This window comes from Kitasatospora sp. NPDC051170, from assembly GCF_044455705.1.
GTDB lineage: Bacteria > Actinomycetota > Actinomycetes > Streptomycetales > Streptomycetaceae > Kitasatospora.
Genome location: NZ_JBITFA010000022.1, coordinates 19211 through 39298, shown reverse-complemented (window position 1 = coordinate 39298; position 20088 = coordinate 19211). Strand labels below are relative to the sequence as shown.

Sequence of the window (20088 nt, the reverse complement as noted above, 5' to 3'; positions counted from 1 at the left end):
GATGATAAATGTCGCCCTCCCGGCCTACCCTCACCGCGATGGCCGAGAACAGACAAGCCGAGACCGGACAATCCGAGAACAGCCGAGCCGACCTCCCGACCGGGCGCCGCTCCACGGTCCGCTCCCTGCTGCGCCTGTGGCCCTACGCCCGGCCCGTGCGCCGCCGGATCGCCGTGTCGATGGCGACGGCCACCCTCGGCATGCTCACCACCATCGCCGTCCCCGTGGTGCTCGGCTGGATCGTCGACGGCCCGCTCACCCGGCCCGACCTCGCGGGCCTGTGGCCGCTGATCGGCCTGGTGCTGCTCCTCGGCCTGGTCGAGGCCGGGCTCTTCTACACCCGCCGGGTGGTGCTGGCCCGCCCGCTGGCCGCGGTGGAGGGGCGGATGCGCGCCGACCTGTTCGCCAAGCTCCAGCGGCTGCCCGTCGCCTTCCACGACCGCTGGGGTTCCGGCCAGCTGCTCTCCCGGGCCACGGCCGACCTGTTCGTCATCCGGCTGTTCCTGGCCTTCGCCCTGATCTTCCTGCTCGTCAACACGACGGCCTTCGTGGCCGGCGCGGTGGTGATGTTCGCCCAGGACTGGCGGCTCGCGCTGCTCTTCCTGCTGCCCGCCGCCCCGATCCTGCTGCTCACCAAGCGCTTCGAGACGGACTACTCCGCGGCCTCCCGCCGCGCCCAGGACCAGAACGGCGACCTCGCCACCGTGGTCGAGGAGTCCGTGCTCGGCATCCGCATCCTCAAGGCGTTCGGCCGCCACCGCTCGATGGCCGAGCGCTTCCGCGCCCAGTCCCGGGAGCTGCGCGGCACCGAGATGCACAAGGCCCACCTGCTGGCCCGCCTGTCGGCCGTGGTCGTCGGGCTGCCCGAGGTCGCCCTGTGCTGCGCCCTCGCGGTCGGCGCCTACCTCGTCGCCCACGACGAGATGAGCGCCGGAAGCCTCGTCGCCTTCCTGTCGACGGCGCTCGCCCTGCGCTGGCCCATCGAGTCGCTCGGCTGGCTGCTCGCCTACACCAACGAGGCCGCCACCGCGACGGACCGTTTCTTCGAGGTGATGGACGAGCCCGCCACCGAAACCGTCACATACCAGGACGGGGGCACCGTCACCGACCTCGACGGCGGGAAGGACGGCATCCGCCTCACCGGCGTCCGCTTCCGCTACCCCGACGCCCCCGACGGCACCCCCGACCTGCTCACCGGCATCGACCTGCACATACGCAGCGGCGAGACGATGGCCCTGGTCGGCGCCACCGGCAGCGGCAAGACCACCCTGACCGCCCTGCTCCCCCGGCTGTACGAGGCCACCGCAGGAACGATCACCCTGGACGGCGTGGACGTCCGCGAGCTGCCCCGCGAGCGGCTGCGCGAGCTCGTCGCCGTCGCCTTCGAGGAGCCCACGCTCTTCTCCGCCACCGTCCGGGAGAACGTCCTGATGGGCGCCCCCGGCGCGAGCGCGGAGCAACTGGCCGCCGCCCTCGCCACCGCCCAGGCCGGCTTCGTCGACAAGCTGCCCGAGGGCGTGGACACGGAGGTCGGCGAGCAGGGCCTGAGCCTGTCCGGCGGCCAGCGCCAGCGGCTCGCCCTGGCCCGCGCGGTGGTCGGCGCCCCGGCCTTCCTCGTCCTGGACGACCCGCTCTCCGCGCTGGACGTGCACACCGAGGCCCTGGTCGAACGGGCGCTGCGCCAGGTGCTCGGCTCCACCACCGCCCTGGTGGTCGCTCACCGGCCCAGCACGGTGCTGCTCGCCGACCGGGTCGCGGTGCTGGCCGACGGCCGGATCGAGGCGGTCGGCACCCACCAGGACCTGCTGCGCGACTGTCCGCGCTACCGCGCACTGATGTCGGGCGAGGCCTCCCTCGTCCCCGAGGGGAGCAGCGCGTGACGACCGTCCAGGCCGAGCCGGCCAAGCCCGCCGAACCCACCGACCCCGTCGAGCCCGTCCAGCCCGCCGAGCCCGTCGAGCCCGTCGAGGAGGAACTGCCCCCGCCGTCGGAGGACGAGGAGGACATCCCCGTCCCGCCCGGCGCGGCGAGGGCGCTGCTGCGCTCGCTGCTGGGCCCGCACCGGGGCCGGATCGCCGTCGCGATGACGGCCATCCTCGTCCAGCAGGCCGTCCTGCAGTCCGGCCCGCTGCTGGTCGCCGTCGCGATGGACCGCGGCATCCCGGCCCTGCGCGAGCACGACGCCGGGCCGCTGATCGCCGTGATCGGCGCGTACGCGCTCTGCGCGGTGCTCGGCCCGCTGCTCCAGTGGGCGTTCGTCAAGATCGGCGCCCGGATCAACCAGGACGTCCTGCTGGAGCTGCGCGGCCGGATCTTCCGCCACGCCCAGCGCCTCAGCCTGGACTTCCACGAGCGCTACACCTCGGGCCGGATCATCTCCCGCGCCACCAGCGACATCGACGCGCTGCGCGAGCTGCTCTCCGAGGGCCTCCAGGAGCTGCTGACCGTCTTCCTGTCGGTCTGCTACATCTCGGTGCTGATGCTGGTGATGGACTGGCGCCTCGGCCTGGTCTCGCTGGCGTCGTTCGTGCCGCTGGGCCTGATCGCCCGCTCCTTCCGCCGCCGCTCGCTGCGGGTCTACCGCCGCTCCCGCACCAAGGCCGCCTCCATGATCGTCCGGTTCACGGAGACCATGAACGGCATCCGCCCCGTCCAGGCGTTCCGCCGCGAGCGGGCCGGGGACGCGGCCTTCGCGGTGGTCAACGAGGAGTCGGTGCGGGCGACGGCCGACGGCCTGCTGGAGATCGCCCGCTACGTGGGCCTGTCCCGCGTCACCGCCAACGTGTGGATCACCGGCGTCGTGCTGCTCGGCGCCTACCGCGTCTCCGACGGCACGCTGGCCCTGGGCGTGCTCACCGCCCTGACGCTGTACCTGCGGCGGCTGTTCGACCCGATCGACCACCTGGCGATGTTCCTGAACTCCTACCAGTCGGCCGCCGCCGCCCTGGAGAAGATCGCGGGCCTGCTCGCCCACGAGCCGACCGTCGCCGAGCCCGCCGAGCCCGCGCCCCTGCCCGTACGCGCCGACCGGGACGGCAAGGGCCGCGAGGTCCGGTTCGAGCGGACGGCCTTCGGCTACCGCACCGGCAAGCAGGTGCTGGAGCCCTTCGACCTGGCCGTCCCGGCCGGGCAGACCGTGGCCGTGGTCGGCGCGACGGGCGCGGGCAAGTCGACGGTCGCCAAGCTGCTGGCCCGCTTCTACGACCCGACGGACGGACGCGTCCTGCTGGACGGCGTGGACCTGCGCGAGCTCGCCACCCCCGAGCTGCGCCGCGGCGTGGTGATGGTGACGCAGGAATCCTTCCTGTTCTCCGGCACCGTCGCCGAGAACATCGCCATCGGCCGCCCCGGCGCCGGCCGCGCCGAGGTCGAGCAGGCCGCCCGGGACATCGGCGCGTACGAGTTCATCGCCGCCCTGCCCGACGGCTTCGACACCGACGTGCGCAAGCGCGGCGGCCGGATCTCGGCCGGCCAGCGCCAGTTGGTGGCCTTCGCCCGCGCCCTGCTGGCGGACCCGGCCGTGCTGATCCTGGACGAGGCGACCAGCTCGCTGGACGTCCCCGGGGAGCGGGCCGTCCAGCACGCGATGCGGACGGTGCTGGCCGGCCGTACGGCGGTGATCATCGCGCACCGGCTCTCCACCGTGGAGATCGCCGACCGCGTCCTGGTGATGGACCAGGGCCGGATCGTCGAGGACGGCTCCCCGCAGGAGCTGATCGACGGCTCGGGGCGGTTCGCCGCCCTCCACCGCGCATGGCGGGACAGTCTCGTCTAGCGTGGCCACAGATGTGCCCGGCCGGGTGCGCCGTCACGTACCCGGCCGGGCCTTTACGTTTCCCGGATTCGCTTCCCGGATTCGTCTCCCGGATTCGCTTCCCGGATTCGCTTCCCGGAGCGGGTCGGTCGGAGCGGGCCGGTCGGAGCGGCTCAGTCCACGGTCACCACGAAGTCGGTGTGCCAGTCGGACATCGGGCCGCTGTCCTCCTCGGCCGAGGGGATCACGTCGAACGTCCCGCCGGGGAGGACCTGCCCGGCGACGGTGTCCGGGTCGATCTCCACGGACGGGCCGATGTAGATCGCGTTCTGGTAGCGCGGCCCCTCCCCGAAGTGGCAGGCCAGCGACCTCGGCCCGGTGGCAGCGCAGCCGAACGGCGGGGTGCCGGTCAGCGCGGTGTGCTCGGGCACGGTGACCAGCAGGTCGATCGGGTGCCGCGAGTAGGAAGGACCGGCGTTGTACACCCACAGCGGCAGGGTGATCGTCGACCCGGGCTTACCGGTGAGGTCGCCCGGCTGCGGGACGGGGTGCCCGGCCTGCCAGGCGGAGGAGGCGCCGACCATCATGTGCGCCTTGGTGTCGGCGACGGTGAAGCTGTACGGCGTGGTGTGGCCGGACTGGTCCGGGTCGCCCGGGTAGAACGCCTTGACGTCGCCGCTGATGGTCTCGCCCGGCAGGGTGATCGGCGCGACGTACATCGCCAGCTTCTCCACCGAGGCGGCACCGGGGGCGAGGCCCGCCGGGATCGAGTAGGAGCTGCCGGTGCCGAAGTAGGTGAGCGCCACGGGCGGGTCGGCGGACTTGACGACCCCGGGCGGCGGGAAGTGCACGACCACCAGGGTGGCGTCGGTGGTGGCGTTCGGGCCGTTGTTGGTGACCTTCACCTCCAGCGTCCCGGACTCGCCGGGGACGACCGCGTCCGGCGGGCACAGCTCCACGGAGATCTGCGCCTCGGCCGGAGGGGCGGCCAGGGGGCGGGCGGCGGCCTGGGCCGGGCCCGCCACGAGGACGGCGGACAGCGCGGCGAGGGCGACCGCGCGCAGGGTTCGCATCATGGCCCTCACGCTCCCGCCGCCCGACACGCCGGGCAACCGGACGGCTGCCGTCCGTAGTACCCGGCGCATCGGGCGGGGTCGGGCGGGAGCGTCAGCGCAGCAGCCCCGCGTCCATCCCGGCCGACTCGGCCGGAAGGGCGACAAGCCCGAGCTCGGCCGGGGAGGCCAGCCGGGGGTGGGAGGGCAGCACCCGGACGGTGTAGCCGAAGGGGCCCGTCCGGTCCAGCTCCAGCGAGCCCTCGTAGCGGGTCCGCCCGTCGAGGTCGGGCCCGCCGACCGGCTTGAGGGCGAGCACGGCGGCGTCGGAGATGCCGTCCCCCTCGTCCACCCGGCCGGAGACCACCTGCACCTCGACGTCCCCGGGCTCCAGCGCCCCGAGCGCGACCTGCACCCGCAGCGCGAGCGCCCCGCCGAGCTCCTGCGCCTCGCCCGTCCCCTCCGCCTCCACGTGCTCGACCCGCACGGCCGGCCAAGCTTCGCGCACCTTGGCCTTCCACAGCGCCAGCTCGCGCGCCCCGGCGTGCCGGCCCGCCGCCAGCTCCCGCTGGGCCAGCGCGCCGGGGGCGTACAGCCGGTCGACGTACTCGCGGACCATCCGGCCGGCCAGCACCTTGGGCCCGAGGGTGACCAGGGTGTGCCGGACCATCGCGATCCAGCGGTGCGGCAGCCCGTCCCCGTCGCGGTCGTAGAAGCGGGCGGCGACCTGGTCCTCGATCAGGTCGTAGAGCGCGGCCGCCTCGATGTCGTCGCGCCGCTCGGCCTCGCTGCTGTCCGGGTCGAGGACGCCGGCGCCCTCGTCGGCGGTGGGGATCGCCCAGCCGTTCTGGCCGTCGTACCACTCGTCCCACCAGCCGTCCAGGACGGACAGGTTGAGGCAGCCGTTGAGCGCCGCCTTCATCCCGGAGGTGCCGCAGGCCTCCAGCGGGCGCAGCGGGTTGTTGAGCCACACGTCGCAGCCCGGGTAGAGGTGCCGGGCCATCGCCATGTCGTAGTCGGGCAGGAAGACGATCCGGTGGCGCACGGCCGGGTCGTCGGCGAAGGCGACCATCTGCTGGATCAGCCGCTTGCCGCCGTCGTCGGCCGGGTGGGCCTTGCCGGCGACGACGATCTGCACGGGCCTGGTCGGGTGCAGCAGCAGGGCGCGCAGCCGGTCGGCGTCGCGCAGCATCAGGGTGAGCCGCTTGTACGAGGGCACGCGGCGGGCGAAGCCGATGGTGAGCACGTCGGGGTCGAGCACGGAGGAGACCCAGCCGAGCTCGGCCTCGCCGGCGCCGCGCTGGCGCCAGGAGGCGCGCAGCCGGTGGCGGGCCTCCTCGACCAGCTGGGCGCGCAGGCTGCGGCGCAGGTCCCAGATCTCGGTGTTGCCGATCCGCTCCAGGCCCGTCCAGCGCTGCGTCTCGCCGGTGGTCATCGCCTCCTCGGCGCGGTCGGCGCCGATCTCGGCGGCGCCCAGGCGCACCACGGCCGGGTCGATCCAGGTGGCGGCGTGCACGCCGTTGGTGACGGAGGTGATCGGCACCTCGGCGGGGTCGAATCCGGGCCAGAGGCCGTTGAACATGGCCCGGCTGACCTCGCCGTGCAGGGTGGAGACCCCGTTGGCGCGCTGGGCCAGGCGCAGGCCCATGGCGGCCATGTTGAAGAGCTCGGGGTCGCCGCCGGGCCAGGTCTCGGCGCCGAGGGCGAGCACCTGCTCGACGGGCACGCCGGGCAGGGCGGTCCCGCCGCCGAAGTGACGGGCGACCAGCTCGCGGTCGAAGCGGTCGATGCCGGCGGGGACGGGCGTGTGGGTGGTGAACAGGGTGCCCGCCCGGACGGACTCCAGGGCGGCGGCGAAGTCCAGGTCGGCGGCCTCGTCGGCGACCAGCTCGCGGATGCGCTCGACGCCGAGGAAACCGGCGTGGCCCTCGTTGGTGTGGAAGACCTCGGGCGCGGGGTGCCCGGTGAGGCGGCAGTACGCGCGCACGGCCCGGACGCCGCCAATGCCGAGCAGCATCTCCTGGAGGAGCCGGTGCTCGCTGCCGCCGCCGTACAGCCGGTCGGTGACGTCGCGTTCGGCGGGCGAGTTCTCCTCGGTGTCGGAGTCGAGGAGCAGCAGGGGGACGCGCCCGACCTGGGCCTTCCAGATCCGGGCGGCCAGGGTGCGGCCGCCGGGCAGGGCGAGGTCCACGCGGGCGGGGGCGCCGTCGGCCTCGCGCAGGAGGCTGACGGCGAGCTCGTCCGGGTCGAGCAGCGGGTAGCGCTCCTGCTGCCAGCCGTCGCGGTCCAGGGACTGCCGGAAGTAGCCGTGCCGGTAGAACAGGCCGACGCCGATGATCGGCACGCCCAGGTCACTGGCGGCCTTGAGGTGGTCGCCGGCCAGGATGCCGAGCCCGCCGGAGTACTGGGGCAGCGCGGCGGCGATGCCGTACTCGGGGGAGAAGTAGGCGATGGCGGCGGGCGGCGGGGCGGACCCGCCGGCCTGCTGCGCCTGGTACCAGCGCGGGCCGCTCAGGTACTCGTGCAGGTCGTCGGCGAGGTCGCCGAGTCTGCGCAGGAAGCGCCGGTCGGTGGCGAGGGCGGCGAGCCTGGCGGCCGGGACCTCTCCGAGCAGCCGCACCGGGTCCTCACCGGCGGCCGCCCAGACCTCCGGGTCCACGGACCGGAAGAGGTCCCTGGTCTCGGGGTGCCAGGACCAGCGCAGATTGAGGGCCAGCTCGTGCAACGGCTGGAGTTGTTCGGGCAGGACGGTGCGGACGGTGAATCTGCGGATTGCCTTCACGGCGTGAAGCGTAGCCCCGACGGCCGTCATGACAGTGCGTCAAGCGGGCTATTGGGCATCCGTTCGGCCTATTGATGAGATCGCATTCGGCGCATCCGTCGGCACGGGGGGCGCGCGGGGCGCACATTTCGGGGGTTCGCACCACCGCTTCTGTGAACTCCGTGGAACGAATCCATTTCCGCGCTCTCCTGGGATCACGGCCATACCCGAAACTACTGTCGTACCGCTGCAAAAATCCTCTCCCCGGTGCGAGGATGGGCCGGAGTCGTTAGATGTCGTGGGGACTACGGCGACGGGTGGAGCCCCCTTCGGCAGCACGTCCGAACCCTTTTCATGTCGGCCCTTCACCTTCCTCCTTAGCCCATTCGGCGTGCGCCGCGCACCGACGCGTGTCCTCCCGCCCGGGCCGCTCGTTCACGGGTGGACCGGACCGCCAGGGGGCGCGTCGCGGCAGCCGCGCGCCGGGACGCGCGGCTCCGGGGCTCCCCGCCACCGGCTCGACGGGCGCCGGGCGGGTTGCCGGGGCGAGCGGCACGGGCAGGCTTCCGGTCGCGCGTCCACCCCCACCCACGCAGTCCTCCCGGTACTCCCCCTGCCCGCGGGCCGCGGGAGTTGCCGCCGATCTCGGGCAGGAGCTTGGCATGCACGGCGACACGCGGGACCAGTCCACACCGGTGGCCGACACTCTCGGCGCAGCGGTCGCGGAATCCGCCGTACGGACGGATTCTGACCCTCGGACGGACACGGCGATGCCGGCCCCCCGGGCCGCCGGGGCCGTCCGCGAGGAACGCGAGGAACGCGAGGAGCCCGCCGAGGCCCGACAACCCGGGGCCGAGGAGGGCCGGACGGCCGCACCCCGCCGGCGCGCCACCACCACGCGCCGCACGGCCGCCACCGCGACCACCGCCGCCACCGCCTCCGCCTCCGCCGCGAAGCACCCGAAGCCCGCGACCGCCGACAAGGCCGCGGCGGCCCCGAAGACGCCCGCCCGCAAGACCCCCGCTCGCAAGACCGCCGCCCGCAAGACGACAGAGAGCGACACCGTGATCGGCCGCATCCCCGTCCTGGACGTCAGCCCCCTCGTCGACGCCGGCCGCCGCCCGGCCAAGGCGGTCGCCGGCGAGTCCTTCCCGGTCACCGCGACCGTATTCCGCGAGGGCCACGACGCCGTCAACGCCAACGTGGTGCTGCGCGACCCGCGCGGCCGCAGCGGCCCGTGGACGCCGATGCGCGAGCTCGCCGAGGGCACCGACCGCTGGGGCGCGTACGTCACCCCGACCGCCCCCGGCCGCTGGTCGTACCTGGTGGAGGCGTGGAGCGACCCGGTCGCCACCTGGCGCAAGGCCGCCGCGATCAAGCTGCCCGCCGGGATCGACACCGCGCTCGTCCTGGAGGAGGGCGCGCGGCTGCTGGAGCGCGCCGCCGCCGGGGTGCCGAAGAAGGAGGGCCGCGCGCACGTGCTGGCCGCCGCCGACTCCCTGCGCGACCCCGGCCTGCCGCCGCTGTCCCGCCTGGCCGCCGCCCTCGCCCCCGAGGTGCTGGAGCTGCTGGCCCGCTACCCGCTGCGCGAGCTGCTCAGCTCCTCCCGTCCGCTGCCGCTGCAGGTGGACCGCGAGCGCGCGCTGTTCGGCTCCTGGTACGAGTTCTTCCCCCGCTCCGAGGGCGCCGTGGTGGACCCGACCGGCGTGGAGCCCCCGCGCTCGGGCACCCTGCGCACCGCCGCCGAGCGGCTGCCGGCCGTCGCCGCGATGGGCTTCGACGTGGTCTACCTGCCGCCCGTCCACCCGATCGGCCGAGCCTTCCGCAAGGGCCCGGACAACACCCTGACGGCCGGTCCGCACGACGTCGGCTCGCCCTGGGCGATCGGCTCCCCCGAGGGCGGCCACGACGCCGTCCACCCGGACCTGGGCACCATCGAGGACTTCGACCACTTCGTCGCCGAGGCGCAGGCCCTGCACCTGGAGGTGGCGCTGGACTTCGCGCTCCAGTGCTCCCCCGACCACCCGTGGGTCAACAAGCACCCGGAATGGTTCAGCCACCGCGCGGACGGCACCATCGCGTACGCCGAGAACCCGCCGAAGAAGTACCAGGACATCTATCCGATCAACTTCGATCAGGACATGGACGGAATCGTCAAGGAAACCCTCCGCGTCCTGCACTTCTGGATGTCCCACGGCGTAAGGATCTTCCGCGTCGACAACCCCCACACCAAACCGGTGGTGTTCTGGGAGAAGGTCCTCGCCGACGTCGCCCGCACCGACCCGGACGTGGTGTTCCTCGCGGAGGCGTTCACCCGCCCCGCGATGATGCACACCCTCGGGAAGATCGGATTCCACCAGTCGTACACGTACTTCACCTGGCGCAACGACAAAACCGAACTCACCGAGTACCTCACCGAACTCACCGGTGACGCCGCCGCCTACATGCGGCCCAACTTCTTCGCCAACACCCCCGACATCCTGCACGCCTACCTCCAGCACGGAGGCCGCGCCGCCTTCGCGATCCGCGCCGTCCTCGCCGCCACCCTCTCCCCCAGCTACGGCGTCTACGCCGGCTTCGAGCTGTACGAGAACGAGCCGGCCCACCCCGGCTCCGAGGAGTACCTGCACTCGGAGAAGTACGAGCTGCGCCCGCGCGACTGGAACCGCACCGACACCCTCGCCCCGCTGCTGACCGTGCTCAACCGGCTGCGCCGGCGCCACCCCGCCCTCCAGCAGCTGCGCGACCTGCGCTTCCACGCCACCGACAACGACCGGGTGATCGCCTACTCCAAGACCGCGACCACCGAGGACGGCCTCACCGACCAGGTCATCACCGTGGTCAACCTCGACCCGCACCACGCGCAGGAGGCCACCGTCACGCTGGACGGCGACGGCCCCCACCTGGTGCACGACGAGCTGACCGGCGCCGCGTACACCTGGGGCCGGCACAACTACGTCCGGCTCGATCCCTCAGCCGAGCCGGCTCACCTCCTCACGGTTCGGAGGAACCCAGCGTGACAGTGAACGAGCCCGTCCCCGACACCTTCCCGGAGACCTCGACGAAGAACCTGGACCCGGATTGGTTCAAGCGCGCGGTCTTCTACGAGGTGCTGGTGCGGTCCTTCCAGGACAGCAACGGCGACGGTGTCGGAGACCTCAAGGGGCTCACGACCAAACTCGACTACCTGCAGTGGCTCGGTGTCGACTGCCTCTGGCTCCCGCCCTTCTTCGCCTCACCCCTGCGCGACGGCGGGTACGACGTGGCCGACTACAAGTCGGTGCTGCCCGAGTTCGGCGACCTCGCCGACTTCATGGAGTTCGTCGACGCCGCCCACGCCCGCGGCATGCGCGTCATCATCGACTTCGTCATGAACCACACCAGCGACCAGCACCCGTGGTTCCAGGCGTCCCGCTCCGACCCGGACGGGCCCTACGGCGACTTCTACATGTGGGCCGACGACGACAAGCAGTACCCCGACGCCCGGATCATCTTCGTCGACACCGAGACCTCCAACTGGACGTACGACCCCGTCCGCAAGCAGTACTACTGGCACCGCTTCTTCTCGCACCAGCCGGACCTCAACTACGACAACCCCCGGGTCCAGGACGAGATGATCGCCGGCCTGAGGTTCTGGCTGGACCTCGGCATCGACGGCTTCCGGCTCGACGCGGTGCCGTACCTGTTCGCCCGCGAGGGCACCAACTGCGAGAACCTGCCGGAGACCCACGAGTTCCTCAGGCGGGTCCGCAAGGAGATCGACGCCGACTACCCGGACACCGTCCTCCTCGCCGAGGCCAACCAGTGGCCCGAGGACGTCGTCGACTACTTCGGCGACTTCACCGCCGGCGGCGACGAGTGCCACATGGCCTTCCACTTCCCGGTGATGCCGCGGATCTTCATGGCCGTGCGGCGCGAGTCCCGCTACCCCGTCTCGGAGATCCTCGCCAAGACCCCGGCGATCCCGGGCGGCTGCCAGTGGGGCATCTTCCTGCGCAACCACGACGAGCTGACCCTGGAGATGGTCACCGACGAGGAGCGCGACTACATGTACGCGGAGTACGCCAAGGACCCCCGGATGCGCGCCAACGTGGGCATCCGCCGCCGGCTCGCCCCGCTGCTGGAGAACGACCGCAACCAGATCGAGCTCTTCACCGCCCTGCTGCTCTCCCTGCCCGGCTCCCCGGTGCTCTACTACGGGGACGAGATCGGCATGGGCGACAACATCTGGCTCGGCGACCGGGACGGCGTGCGCACGCCGATGCAGTGGACCCCGGACCGCAACGCGGGTTTCTCCTCCGCCGACCCGGGCAGGCTCAGTCTGCCGCCCATCATGGACCCGGTGTACGGCTACCAGGTGACCAACGTCGAGGCGCAGCAGAGCAGTTCGAGTTCACTGCTGCACTGGACGCGTCGCATGATCGAGATCCGCAAGCTCAACCCGGCGTTCGGCCTGGGCACCTACACCGAGCTGCCGTCCAGCAACCCCGCCGTCCTGGCCTTCGTGCGCGAGCACGAGGGGGACCTGGTCATGTGCGTGAACAACTTCTCGCGGTTCGCGCAGCCGACCGAGCTGGACCTGCGGCGGTACGGCGGACGGTACCCGGTCGAGCTGATCGGCGGGGTGCGCTTCCCGTCGATCGGCGAGTGGCCCTACCTGCTCACCCTCGCCGGCCACGGCTTCTACTGGTTCCAGCTCCGGCAGCCCCCGCGCCTCAGCGGCACCAGGCGCCCGAAGTAACGATCCACCGCGCCGAGCGCCGGACAGCACCACCAGACCCTCCGGGGGCGCGAGTTGAACCCCAGCGCCCCCGGAGTTCTCTGCACCACCGCGTACGGAGAACAGCCCAACGGCCACCCACACGAATGCGTGACACCCGAGCCGAGCTCGCGTGCCGCGACCGCCGCGCCGCCGAAATCCGGAAGACTGCCAGACCCGGCCACGACCGTCGGGCCGTCCGCGCGCTTCCGGGGAAAGGGAGTCATGTCCGAAACCTCCCGTTCTCAAGCCCACCTCCAGCACGACGCGCCGGCGGGCGCGCGGGGCTCGGGGGCCCGCAGAACCGCCCTGGGGGTCAGCGAGCTCGTCCAGGCGGCCCTGCCGCTGATCGCGCAGTGGCTCCCCACCCAGCGCTGGTACGCCGGCAAGGGCCGGCCGATCACGGGCCTGACCCCCGTCGTCGGCACCCCGCTCCAGGTCGGCGACCCCGCCCTGCTCCACCTGCTGCTGCGCGTCGAGCACGCCACCACCGCGGGCCTGCCCCACGGCGACGTCTACCAACTCCTGCTCGGCATCCGCTCCCAGGGGCCCGCGACCATCGAACCGGCCGCCGTGCTCGGCCGCCTCAGCCAGGGCCCCTACGACGGGGCCGCGCTCTACGACGCCGTCCACGACCCCGAGCTCACCGGGCGGCTGCTCGAGCACCTCGCCACCGGCGACCGGTTCGGCGCCCTCTCCTTCCGCCGCACCCCCGGCTCCGGGCTGCCCGCCAACCTGCCCGGGCGTGCCTCCACCGCCGAGCAGTCCAACAGCTCCGTCATCTACGGCACCTCGTACATCCTCAAGCTGTTCCGCCGCATCCACCCCGGCACCAACCCCGACCTGGAACTCTCCCTCGCCCTCTCCCGGGCCGGCTCCACCCGCATCCCCCGCGTCGCCGCCTGGTTCGAGAGCCGCATGGAGCGCGCCGAGCCCGCCACCCTGGGCCTGCTGCAGCGCTACCTGCCCGACGCCGAGGACGGCTGGGAGCTCGCCCTGGACCAGGTCGGCCGCCTCAAGGGCGACCGCTCCCCCGGCAACTTCGCCATCGAGGCCCACCGGCTCGGCCGGGCCACCGCCGAGGTCCACCGGGTGCTCTCCCGCTCCATGCCCGTCGCCCGGCTCGACCGCACCCAGACCGGCCGCCTCGCCACCGCCATGGCCGACCGCCTCGACAGCGCCGTCGCCGCCGTCCCCGGGCTGCTGCGCTACCGCGCCGCCCTGCGCACCGCCTTCCAGCAGCTCGCCGACGCCCACCCCGACGGCCTGCCCGTGCAGCGCATCCACGGCGACCTGCACCTCGGGCAGGCCATGCGCACCCCGCACGGCTGGGTGCTGCTCGACTTCGAGGGCGAGCCCGCCAAGTCCGTCAACGAGCGCCGCGAGCCGCAGCCCGCGCTGCGCGACGTCGCCGCGATGCTCCGCTCCTTCGACTACGCCGCCGCCCATCTGCTCGCCGGCGGGCCGCCCGACCCGGAGCTGGCGCACCTCGCCGCCGCCTGGGCGCAGCGCAACCGCACCGCCTTCTGCGCCGGCTACACCGCCGGGGGTGGCGCCGACCCGGCGGCCTCGCCGGAGCTGATGCGGGCGCTGGAGATCGACAAGGCCGTCTACGAGGTCGTGTACGAGGCCCGGCACCGGCCGGGCTGGCTGCCGATCCCGCTGGCCGCGATCAACCGGCTCGCGCTCACCGTCTGAACCCGAACCAGAACCCGCCCGCACCGCTGTACCGCCGTACCGCTGTACCCGCTCCATCGCCGTCCCCCGCAGTCCGCCCACCCCGTAGTCCGCCCACCCCGTCGCCGCCGCAGGAGGACCCGTCGTGACGCCGCTCGACCCGACCGGCCGCCCCACCCGCCCCGTACCGGCCACCTTCCTGGCCGGGCCCGCGGCGCCCGTACCGACCGAGGAGCCCCAGGAGCCGGCGGCGGAACCCGCCCGTCCGGCCCCGCTGCGGCTGCCCGAGGCGCCGCTGCCGCCCTCCGAAGTGGACCGGCTGGTCGGCGGGCAGCACCACGACCCGCACTCCCTGCTCGGCGCGCACCCCGTGCACGGCGGCACCGCGATCCGGGTGCTGCGGCCCCTCGCCGAACGGGTGGTGGTCGAGACCGGCCAGGGCCCGGCCGAACTCACCCACCAGCAGGGCGGGTTGTTCACCGGCCTGCTGGCGGGCGGCGAACTCCCGCGCTACGAACTGCTGGTGACGTACCCGGACGGGGAGCCGCTGCGCCAGCAGGACGGCTACCGCACCCCGCCCACCCTCGGCGAGCTCGACCTGCACCTGATCTCCGAGGGCCGGCACGAGCAGCTGTGGCGGGTGCTCGGCTCGCACGTGCGCGCCGTCGACGGCGTGGCCGGCACCGCCTTCGCCGTCTGGGCGCCCAACGCCGCCGGCGTCCGCCTCATCGGCGACTTCAACCACTGGGACGGCACCGGGCACCCGATGCGCTCCCTCGGCTCCTCCGGGGTCTGGGAGCTGTTCGTCCCGGGCCTGGCCGAGGGCGCAGCCTACAAGTACGAGATCCACACCCGGCAGGGCTGGGTGCTCGACAAGGCCGACCCGCTGGCCCGCGCCGCCCAGTGCCCGCCCGGCACCGCCTCGGTGGTCACCTCCTCGGCGTACCGGTGGCAGGACGGCGAGTGGATGGAGCGCCGGGCCCGCGCCGCGCACCACCGCGCACCGATGTCGGTGTACGAGCTGCACCTCGCCTCCTGGCGGCCCGACCTCACCTCCTACCGCGCCATCGCCGAGGAACTGCCGCGCTACCTCAAGGAGTTGAACTTCACCCACGTGGAGTTCATGCCGGTGATGGAGCACCCCTTCGGCGGCTCCTGGGGGTACCAGGTCTCCGGCTACTACGCCCCCACCGCCCGCCTCGGCACCCCCGACGACTTCCGCCACCTCGTCGACACCCTGCACCGGCACGGCATCGGCGTGATCGTCGACTGGGTGCCCGCGCACTTCCCCAAGGACGACTTCGCCCTCGCCCGCTTCGACGGCGAGCCGCTGTACGAGCCCGCCGACCCGCTGCGCGCCGAGCACCCCGACTGGGGGACCCTGGAGTTCGACTACGGCCGCAAGGAGGTGCGCAACTTCCTCGTCGCCAACGCCGTGTACTGGTGCGAGGAGTTCCACGTCGACGGCCTGCGGGTCGACGCCGTCGCCTCGATGCTCTACCTCGACTACTCCCGCGACAGCGGCGCCTGGACGCCCAACCAGTTCGGCGGCCGGGAGAACCTGGACGCGGCCTCCTTCCTCCAGGAGATGAACGCCACCGTCTACCGGCGCTGCCCGGGCGCCGTCACCATCGCCGAGGAGTCCACCGCCTGGGACGGCGTCACCCGGCCCACCGACGCCGGGGGCCTGGGCTTCGGGCTCAAGTGGAACATGGGCTGGATGCACGACTCGCTGGTCTACATGTCCAAGGAGCCCGTCCACCGCCGGTACCACCACGACGAGATCACCTTCTCGATGGTGTACGCGTACTCGGAGAACTACGTCCTGCCGATCTCCCACGACGAGGTCGTGCACGGCAAGCAGTCGCTCGTCTCCAAGATGCCCGGCGACTGGTGGCAGCAGCGCGCCAACCACCGCGCCTACCTCGGCTTCATGTGGGCCCACCCCGGCAAGCAACTCCTCTTCATGGGGCAGGAGTTCGCCCAGGGCTCCGAGTGGGACCACGAGCAGGGCCCGCAGTGGTGGGTGCTGCGGCCCGACTGGCCCGCCCATCAGGACCACCTCGGCGTGCGCGACCTGGTCCGCGAGCTCAACGGGACGTACCTCGACACCCCCGCCCTCTGGGAGCTCGACACCACCCCGGACGGCTTCCGCTGGCTCGACGGCGGCTCCGCCGAGGACAACCTGCTCTCCTTCGTCCGCTACGCCGCCGACGGCACCCCGCTCGTCGCCGTCTGCAACTTCTCCCCCGTCGTCCGCCACGGCCACCGCGTCGGCCTGCCCGCCCTCGAAGGCCGCGACCAGCTGTGGGAGGAGGCCCTCAACACCGACGCCGAGCAGTACGGCGGCAGCGGCGTCGGCAACTCCCACCCCGTCAAGGCCGACCCCGTCCCCTGGAACGACCAACCCCGCTCCGCCGACCTCATCCTGCCGCCGCTCGCGACCGTCTGGCTCCGACCCGTGCGCTGAACCCCGTGCATTTGAACCCCGGGCGCTGAACCCCGTGCATTGAACCCCGGGCATTGAAGCCCGGGCGAAGGTCCCCGAACGCCCGGGGACCTTCGCCCCTTGCCCCTCCTCCACCCCTCTGCTCGCGGGCGGCCGTGACCGGTGCGAATGTATGGTCGATACGACCATCTGCCGAGGCAACGGGACGGAGACAGCCGGGTGGCGCGCAGCGTGTACGTGACCGGGATCGACCGGGGGGACGGCCGCCAGGCGGTCGAGCTCGGGGTCATGGAACTGCTCACCCGGCAGGTGGACCGGGTCGGGGTGTTCCGGCCGCTGGTGCACGCCGGCGCGCCCGGGGAGCCCGGGGCCGACCACGTGGTCGAGCTGCTGCGCGGGCGGTACCGGATCGACCTGCCCGGCACCGAGCTGTACGGGCTCACCTACGAGGAGGCCGCGGCCCTCCAGGCCGCCCAGGGCCAGGACGAGCTGGTCTCCGTCCTCATCGACCGCTTCCGCGCGGTGGAGCGCCGCTGCCAGGCGGTGCTGGTGCTCGGCACCGACTTCGCGGACACCAACATCCCCGACGAGCTGGCCTTCAACGCCCGCCTCGCCAACGAGTTCGGCGCCGCCGTGCTCCCGGTGGTCGGCGGGCACGGCGAGGACGCCGAGGCCGTGATCGCCGAGGTGCGCAACGCCCACCGCGCGTACACCGACCTCGGCTGCGAGACCCTGGCGATGATCGCCAACCGCGTCGCCCCCGGCGTCAAGCAGCGCGTCCAGCGCACCCTCACCGAGAAGCTGCCGATCCCCGCGTACGTCATCCCGGAGGAGCCGGCCCTCGCCGCGCCCACCGTCGGGCAGCTGGTCGAGGCCACCGGCGCCGAGGTCCTGCTCGGGGACGCCGCGGGCCTGGCCCGGGACGTGCGCGGCTACGTCTTCGGCGGCGCCATGCTCCCCACCTTCCTGGACGCCCTGACCGAAGGGGCCCTCGTCGTCACCCCCGGGGACCGCGCCGACCTGGTGATCGGCTCCCTGGCCGCGCACGCCGCCGGCGCCCCGCCGATCGCCGGGGTGCTGCTGACCCTCGGCCAGCACCCGGGCCCCAACGTCATGGCGCTGGCCGCCCGCCTCGCCCCCGGCACCCCGGTGGCCGTCGTCCCCGAGGGCAGCTGGCCCACCGCCGCGACCCTCACCCACCTCGAGGGCAAGCTCACCGCGGCCAGCCCCCGCAAGGCCGAGATCGCCCTGGGCCTGTTCGAACTGCACGTCGACACCGCCGAGCTGACCAACCGGATCGAGGTCGGCCGCTCCGAGCGCGTCACCCCGATGATGTTCGAGCACGAGCTGCTGGAGCGCGCCCGCGGCGAGCGCCGGCACGTCGTGCTGCCGGAGGGCACCGAGGAGCGGGTGCTGCGCGCCGCCGAGATCCTGCTGCGCCGCAACATCTGCGACCTCACCCTGCTCGGCGAGGTCGACGCCGTACGCCGCAAGGCCGCGAGCCTGGGCATCGAGCTGCCCCGGGAGACCTCGGGCGCCGACCGCGCCCAGGCCCGGATCGTCGACCCGACCACCAGCCCGCTGCGCCGCCAGTTCGCCGAGCTGTACGCCAAGCTGCGCGCCCACAAGGGCATGACCGTCGAGCTGGCGCTGGACCTCGTCACCGACGTCTCGTACTTCGGCACCCTGATGGTCCAGGAGGGCATCGCCGACGGCATGGTCTCCGGCGCGGTGCACTCCACCGCCGCCACCATCCGGCCCGCCTTCGAGGTCATCAAGACCTCGCCGGGCGCCGCGATCGTCTCCTCCGTCTTCTTCATGTGCCTGGCCGACAAGGTGCTGGTGTACGGCGACTGCGCGGTCAACCCCGACCCGGACGCCCAGCAGCTCGCCGACATCGCCATCCAGTCCGCCGCCACCGCCGCCCAGTTCGGGGTGGAGCCGAGGGTCGCGATGCTCTCGTACTCGACCGGCACCTCCGGCTCGGGCGCGGACGTGGACAAGGTCCGCAAGGCCACCGAGCTGGTGCGCGAACTGCGGCCGGACATCCTGGTCGAGGGCCCGATCCAGTACGACGCCGCAGTGGACCCGAACGTCGCGGCCACCAAGCTGCCGGGCTCGGAGGTGGCCGGGCGGGCGACGGTGCTGATCTTCCCGGACCTCAACACCGGCAACAACACCTACAAGGCCGTCCAGCGCTCGGCGGGAGCCGTGGCCGTCGGCCCGGTGCTCCAGGGGCTGCGCAAGCCCGTCAACGACCTCTCGCGCGGCGCGCTGGTGCAGGACATCGTCAACACCGTCGCGATCACCGCCATCCAGTCGCAGGAGAAGAAGGAGCCGCAGGCATGAGTGAAGGAACGCGCGTCCTGGTGCTCAACGCCGGCTCCTCCTCGGTCAAGTACCAGCTGATCGACATGCTGGACGGCGCCAGGCTCGCCTCCGGCCTGGTCGAGCGGATCGGCGAGCCCGGCGGCCGCCTGGTGCACACCTCACACGCGGGCGGGCCGCGCTCGGGCGAGGCGCGCGAGACGCTCCAGGTCTTCCCCGACCACACCGCCGCGCTGAAGGCCGTCGCCGAGGAGCTCACCGCGGACGGCCTCGGGCTGGACTCCCCCGAGCTCGCCGCGATCGGCCACCGGGTGGTGCACGGCGGCAAGCGGTTCACCGAACCGACCGTCATCACCGACGAGGTGCTCCAGGAGATCCGCCGCCTCATCCCCGTCGCGCCGCTGCACAACCCGGCGAACATCATCGGCGTCGAGGTCGCCCGCGCGCTGCGCCCCGACCTGCCGCAGGTGGCGGTGTTCGACACCGCCTTCCACGCCTCGATGCCCGAGTACGCCGCCCGGTACGCGATCGACAAGGCCGTGGCCGACGAGCACCGGGTGCGCCGCTACGGCTTCCACGGCACCTCGCACCAGTACGTCTCGCGGGCGACGGCCCGGCTGCTCGGCAAGGACCCGGCCGAGGTGAACGTCATCGTGCTGCACCTGGGCAACGGCGCCTCCGCCTCGGCCGTCGGCGGCGGCCGCTGCCTGGACACCTCCATGGGCCTCACCCCGCTCGAAGGCCTGGTCATGGGCACCCGTTCGGGCGACATCGACGCCGGTGTGGTGTTCCACCTGCACCGCGTCGGCGGGATGTCGGTCGACGAGATCGACGACCTGCTCAACCGCCGCAGCGGCCTGCTGGGCCTGAGCGGCGACAACGACATGCGCGAGATCATGCGCCGCGCGGACGCCGGGGACGCGGACGCGGAACTCGCCTTCGACGCGTACATCCACCGGCTGCGCAAGTACATCGGCGGCTACTACGCCGTCCTCGGCCGGGTGGACGCCATCGCGTTCACCGCGGGCGTCGGGGAGAACGCCGCGCCGGTGCGCGCCGCGGCCACCGCCGGGCTGGAGGAGCTGGGCATCGCCGTGGACCCCGAGCTGAACTCGGTGCGCTCGGGCGAGCCTCGGATCATCTCGCCCGCGTACGCCCGGGTCGCGGTGGCCGTGGTGCCCACCGACGAGGAGCTGGAGATCGCCCGCCAGACCTTCGCACTGGTCCACCGCGAAAGCGGCGAGTCCGAGGAGTGAGACGGTTCGGTCTCGTTCCCCGGGACGATTCGACGGCGATTCCTCCCTATTC

10 protein-coding genes are annotated in these 20088 nt (G+C 73.0%); 8 read left to right on the top strand and 2 right to left on the bottom strand.

Annotated elements, in window-relative coordinates; genetic code table 11:
* Positions 1-38: 38 nt before the first annotated feature.
* Together ACIBCA_RS33660 and ACIBCA_RS33655 are read left to right on the top strand one after the other, a co-directional pair.
* Positions 39-1880, top strand: coding sequence for an ABC transporter ATP-binding protein (locus ACIBCA_RS33660; protein WP_396286890.1), 1842 nt, complete (start codon positions 39-41; stop codon positions 1878-1880).
* Complete coding sequence (locus ACIBCA_RS33655; protein ID WP_396286889.1) at positions 1877-3775, top strand: ABC transporter ATP-binding protein; 1899 nt, start codon at positions 1877-1879, stop codon at positions 3773-3775. Before ACIBCA_RS33660 ends, ACIBCA_RS33655 begins: the two co-directional genes overlap by 4 nt.
* A gap of 152 nt (positions 3776-3927) precedes the next feature.
* Here ACIBCA_RS33655 and ACIBCA_RS33650 read toward each other — a convergent pair whose 3' ends face one another.
* Positions 3928-4830, bottom strand: a complete 903-nt coding sequence (locus ACIBCA_RS33650; protein WP_396286887.1) for a hypothetical protein — start codon at positions 4828-4830, stop codon at positions 3928-3930.
* A 91-nt stretch (positions 4831-4921) separates the two neighbouring features.
* Entirely contained in the window at positions 4922-7588 is a 2667-nt protein-coding gene (gene glgP / locus ACIBCA_RS33645) for an alpha-glucan family phosphorylase (RefSeq protein ID WP_396286886.1), read from the bottom strand.
* 1043 nt (positions 7589-8631) lie between these two features.
* Between glgP and ACIBCA_RS33640 the strand changes: the two genes are divergently transcribed.
* The 6 genes from ACIBCA_RS33640 (at position 8632) to ACIBCA_RS33615 (ending at position 20036) form a co-directional block, all read left to right on the top strand.
* The gene (locus ACIBCA_RS33640; RefSeq protein ID WP_396286939.1) at positions 8632-10587 is read left to right on the top strand and encodes an alpha-1,4-glucan--maltose-1-phosphate maltosyltransferase; all 1956 of its coding nucleotides are present in this window, start codon (positions 8632-8634) and stop codon (positions 10585-10587) included.
* Positions 10584-12308 carry a maltose alpha-D-glucosyltransferase gene (treS, locus tag ACIBCA_RS33635; RefSeq protein ID WP_396286885.1) on the top strand — a complete coding sequence of 575 codons (1725 nt, stop codon included), beginning with the start codon at positions 10584-10586 and terminating at the stop codon, positions 12306-12308. The genes ACIBCA_RS33640 and treS overlap by 4 nt, the downstream gene beginning before the upstream one ends.
* A gap of 243 nt (positions 12309-12551) precedes the next feature.
* On the top strand, positions 12552-14024 hold the full coding sequence (locus ACIBCA_RS33630) for a phosphotransferase (protein ID WP_396286884.1): 1473 nt from the start codon (positions 12552-12554) through the stop codon (positions 14022-14024).
* 124 nt (positions 14025-14148) lie between these two features.
* On the top strand, positions 14149-16473 hold the full coding sequence (glgB, locus tag ACIBCA_RS33625; protein ID WP_396286883.1) for a 1,4-alpha-glucan branching enzyme: 2325 nt from the start codon (positions 14149-14151) through the stop codon (positions 16471-16473).
* 198 nt (positions 16474-16671) lie between these two features.
* Entirely contained in the window at positions 16672-18801 is a 2130-nt protein-coding gene (gene pta / locus ACIBCA_RS33620) for a phosphate acetyltransferase (RefSeq protein WP_396286882.1), read from the top strand.
* Positions 18798-20036: an acetate kinase gene (locus tag ACIBCA_RS33615; RefSeq protein WP_396286881.1), complete on the top strand. Its 1239-nt coding sequence runs from the start codon at positions 18798-18800 to the stop codon at positions 20034-20036. The genes pta and ACIBCA_RS33615 overlap by 4 nt, the downstream gene beginning before the upstream one ends.
* Positions 20037-20088 lie beyond the last annotated feature (52 nt).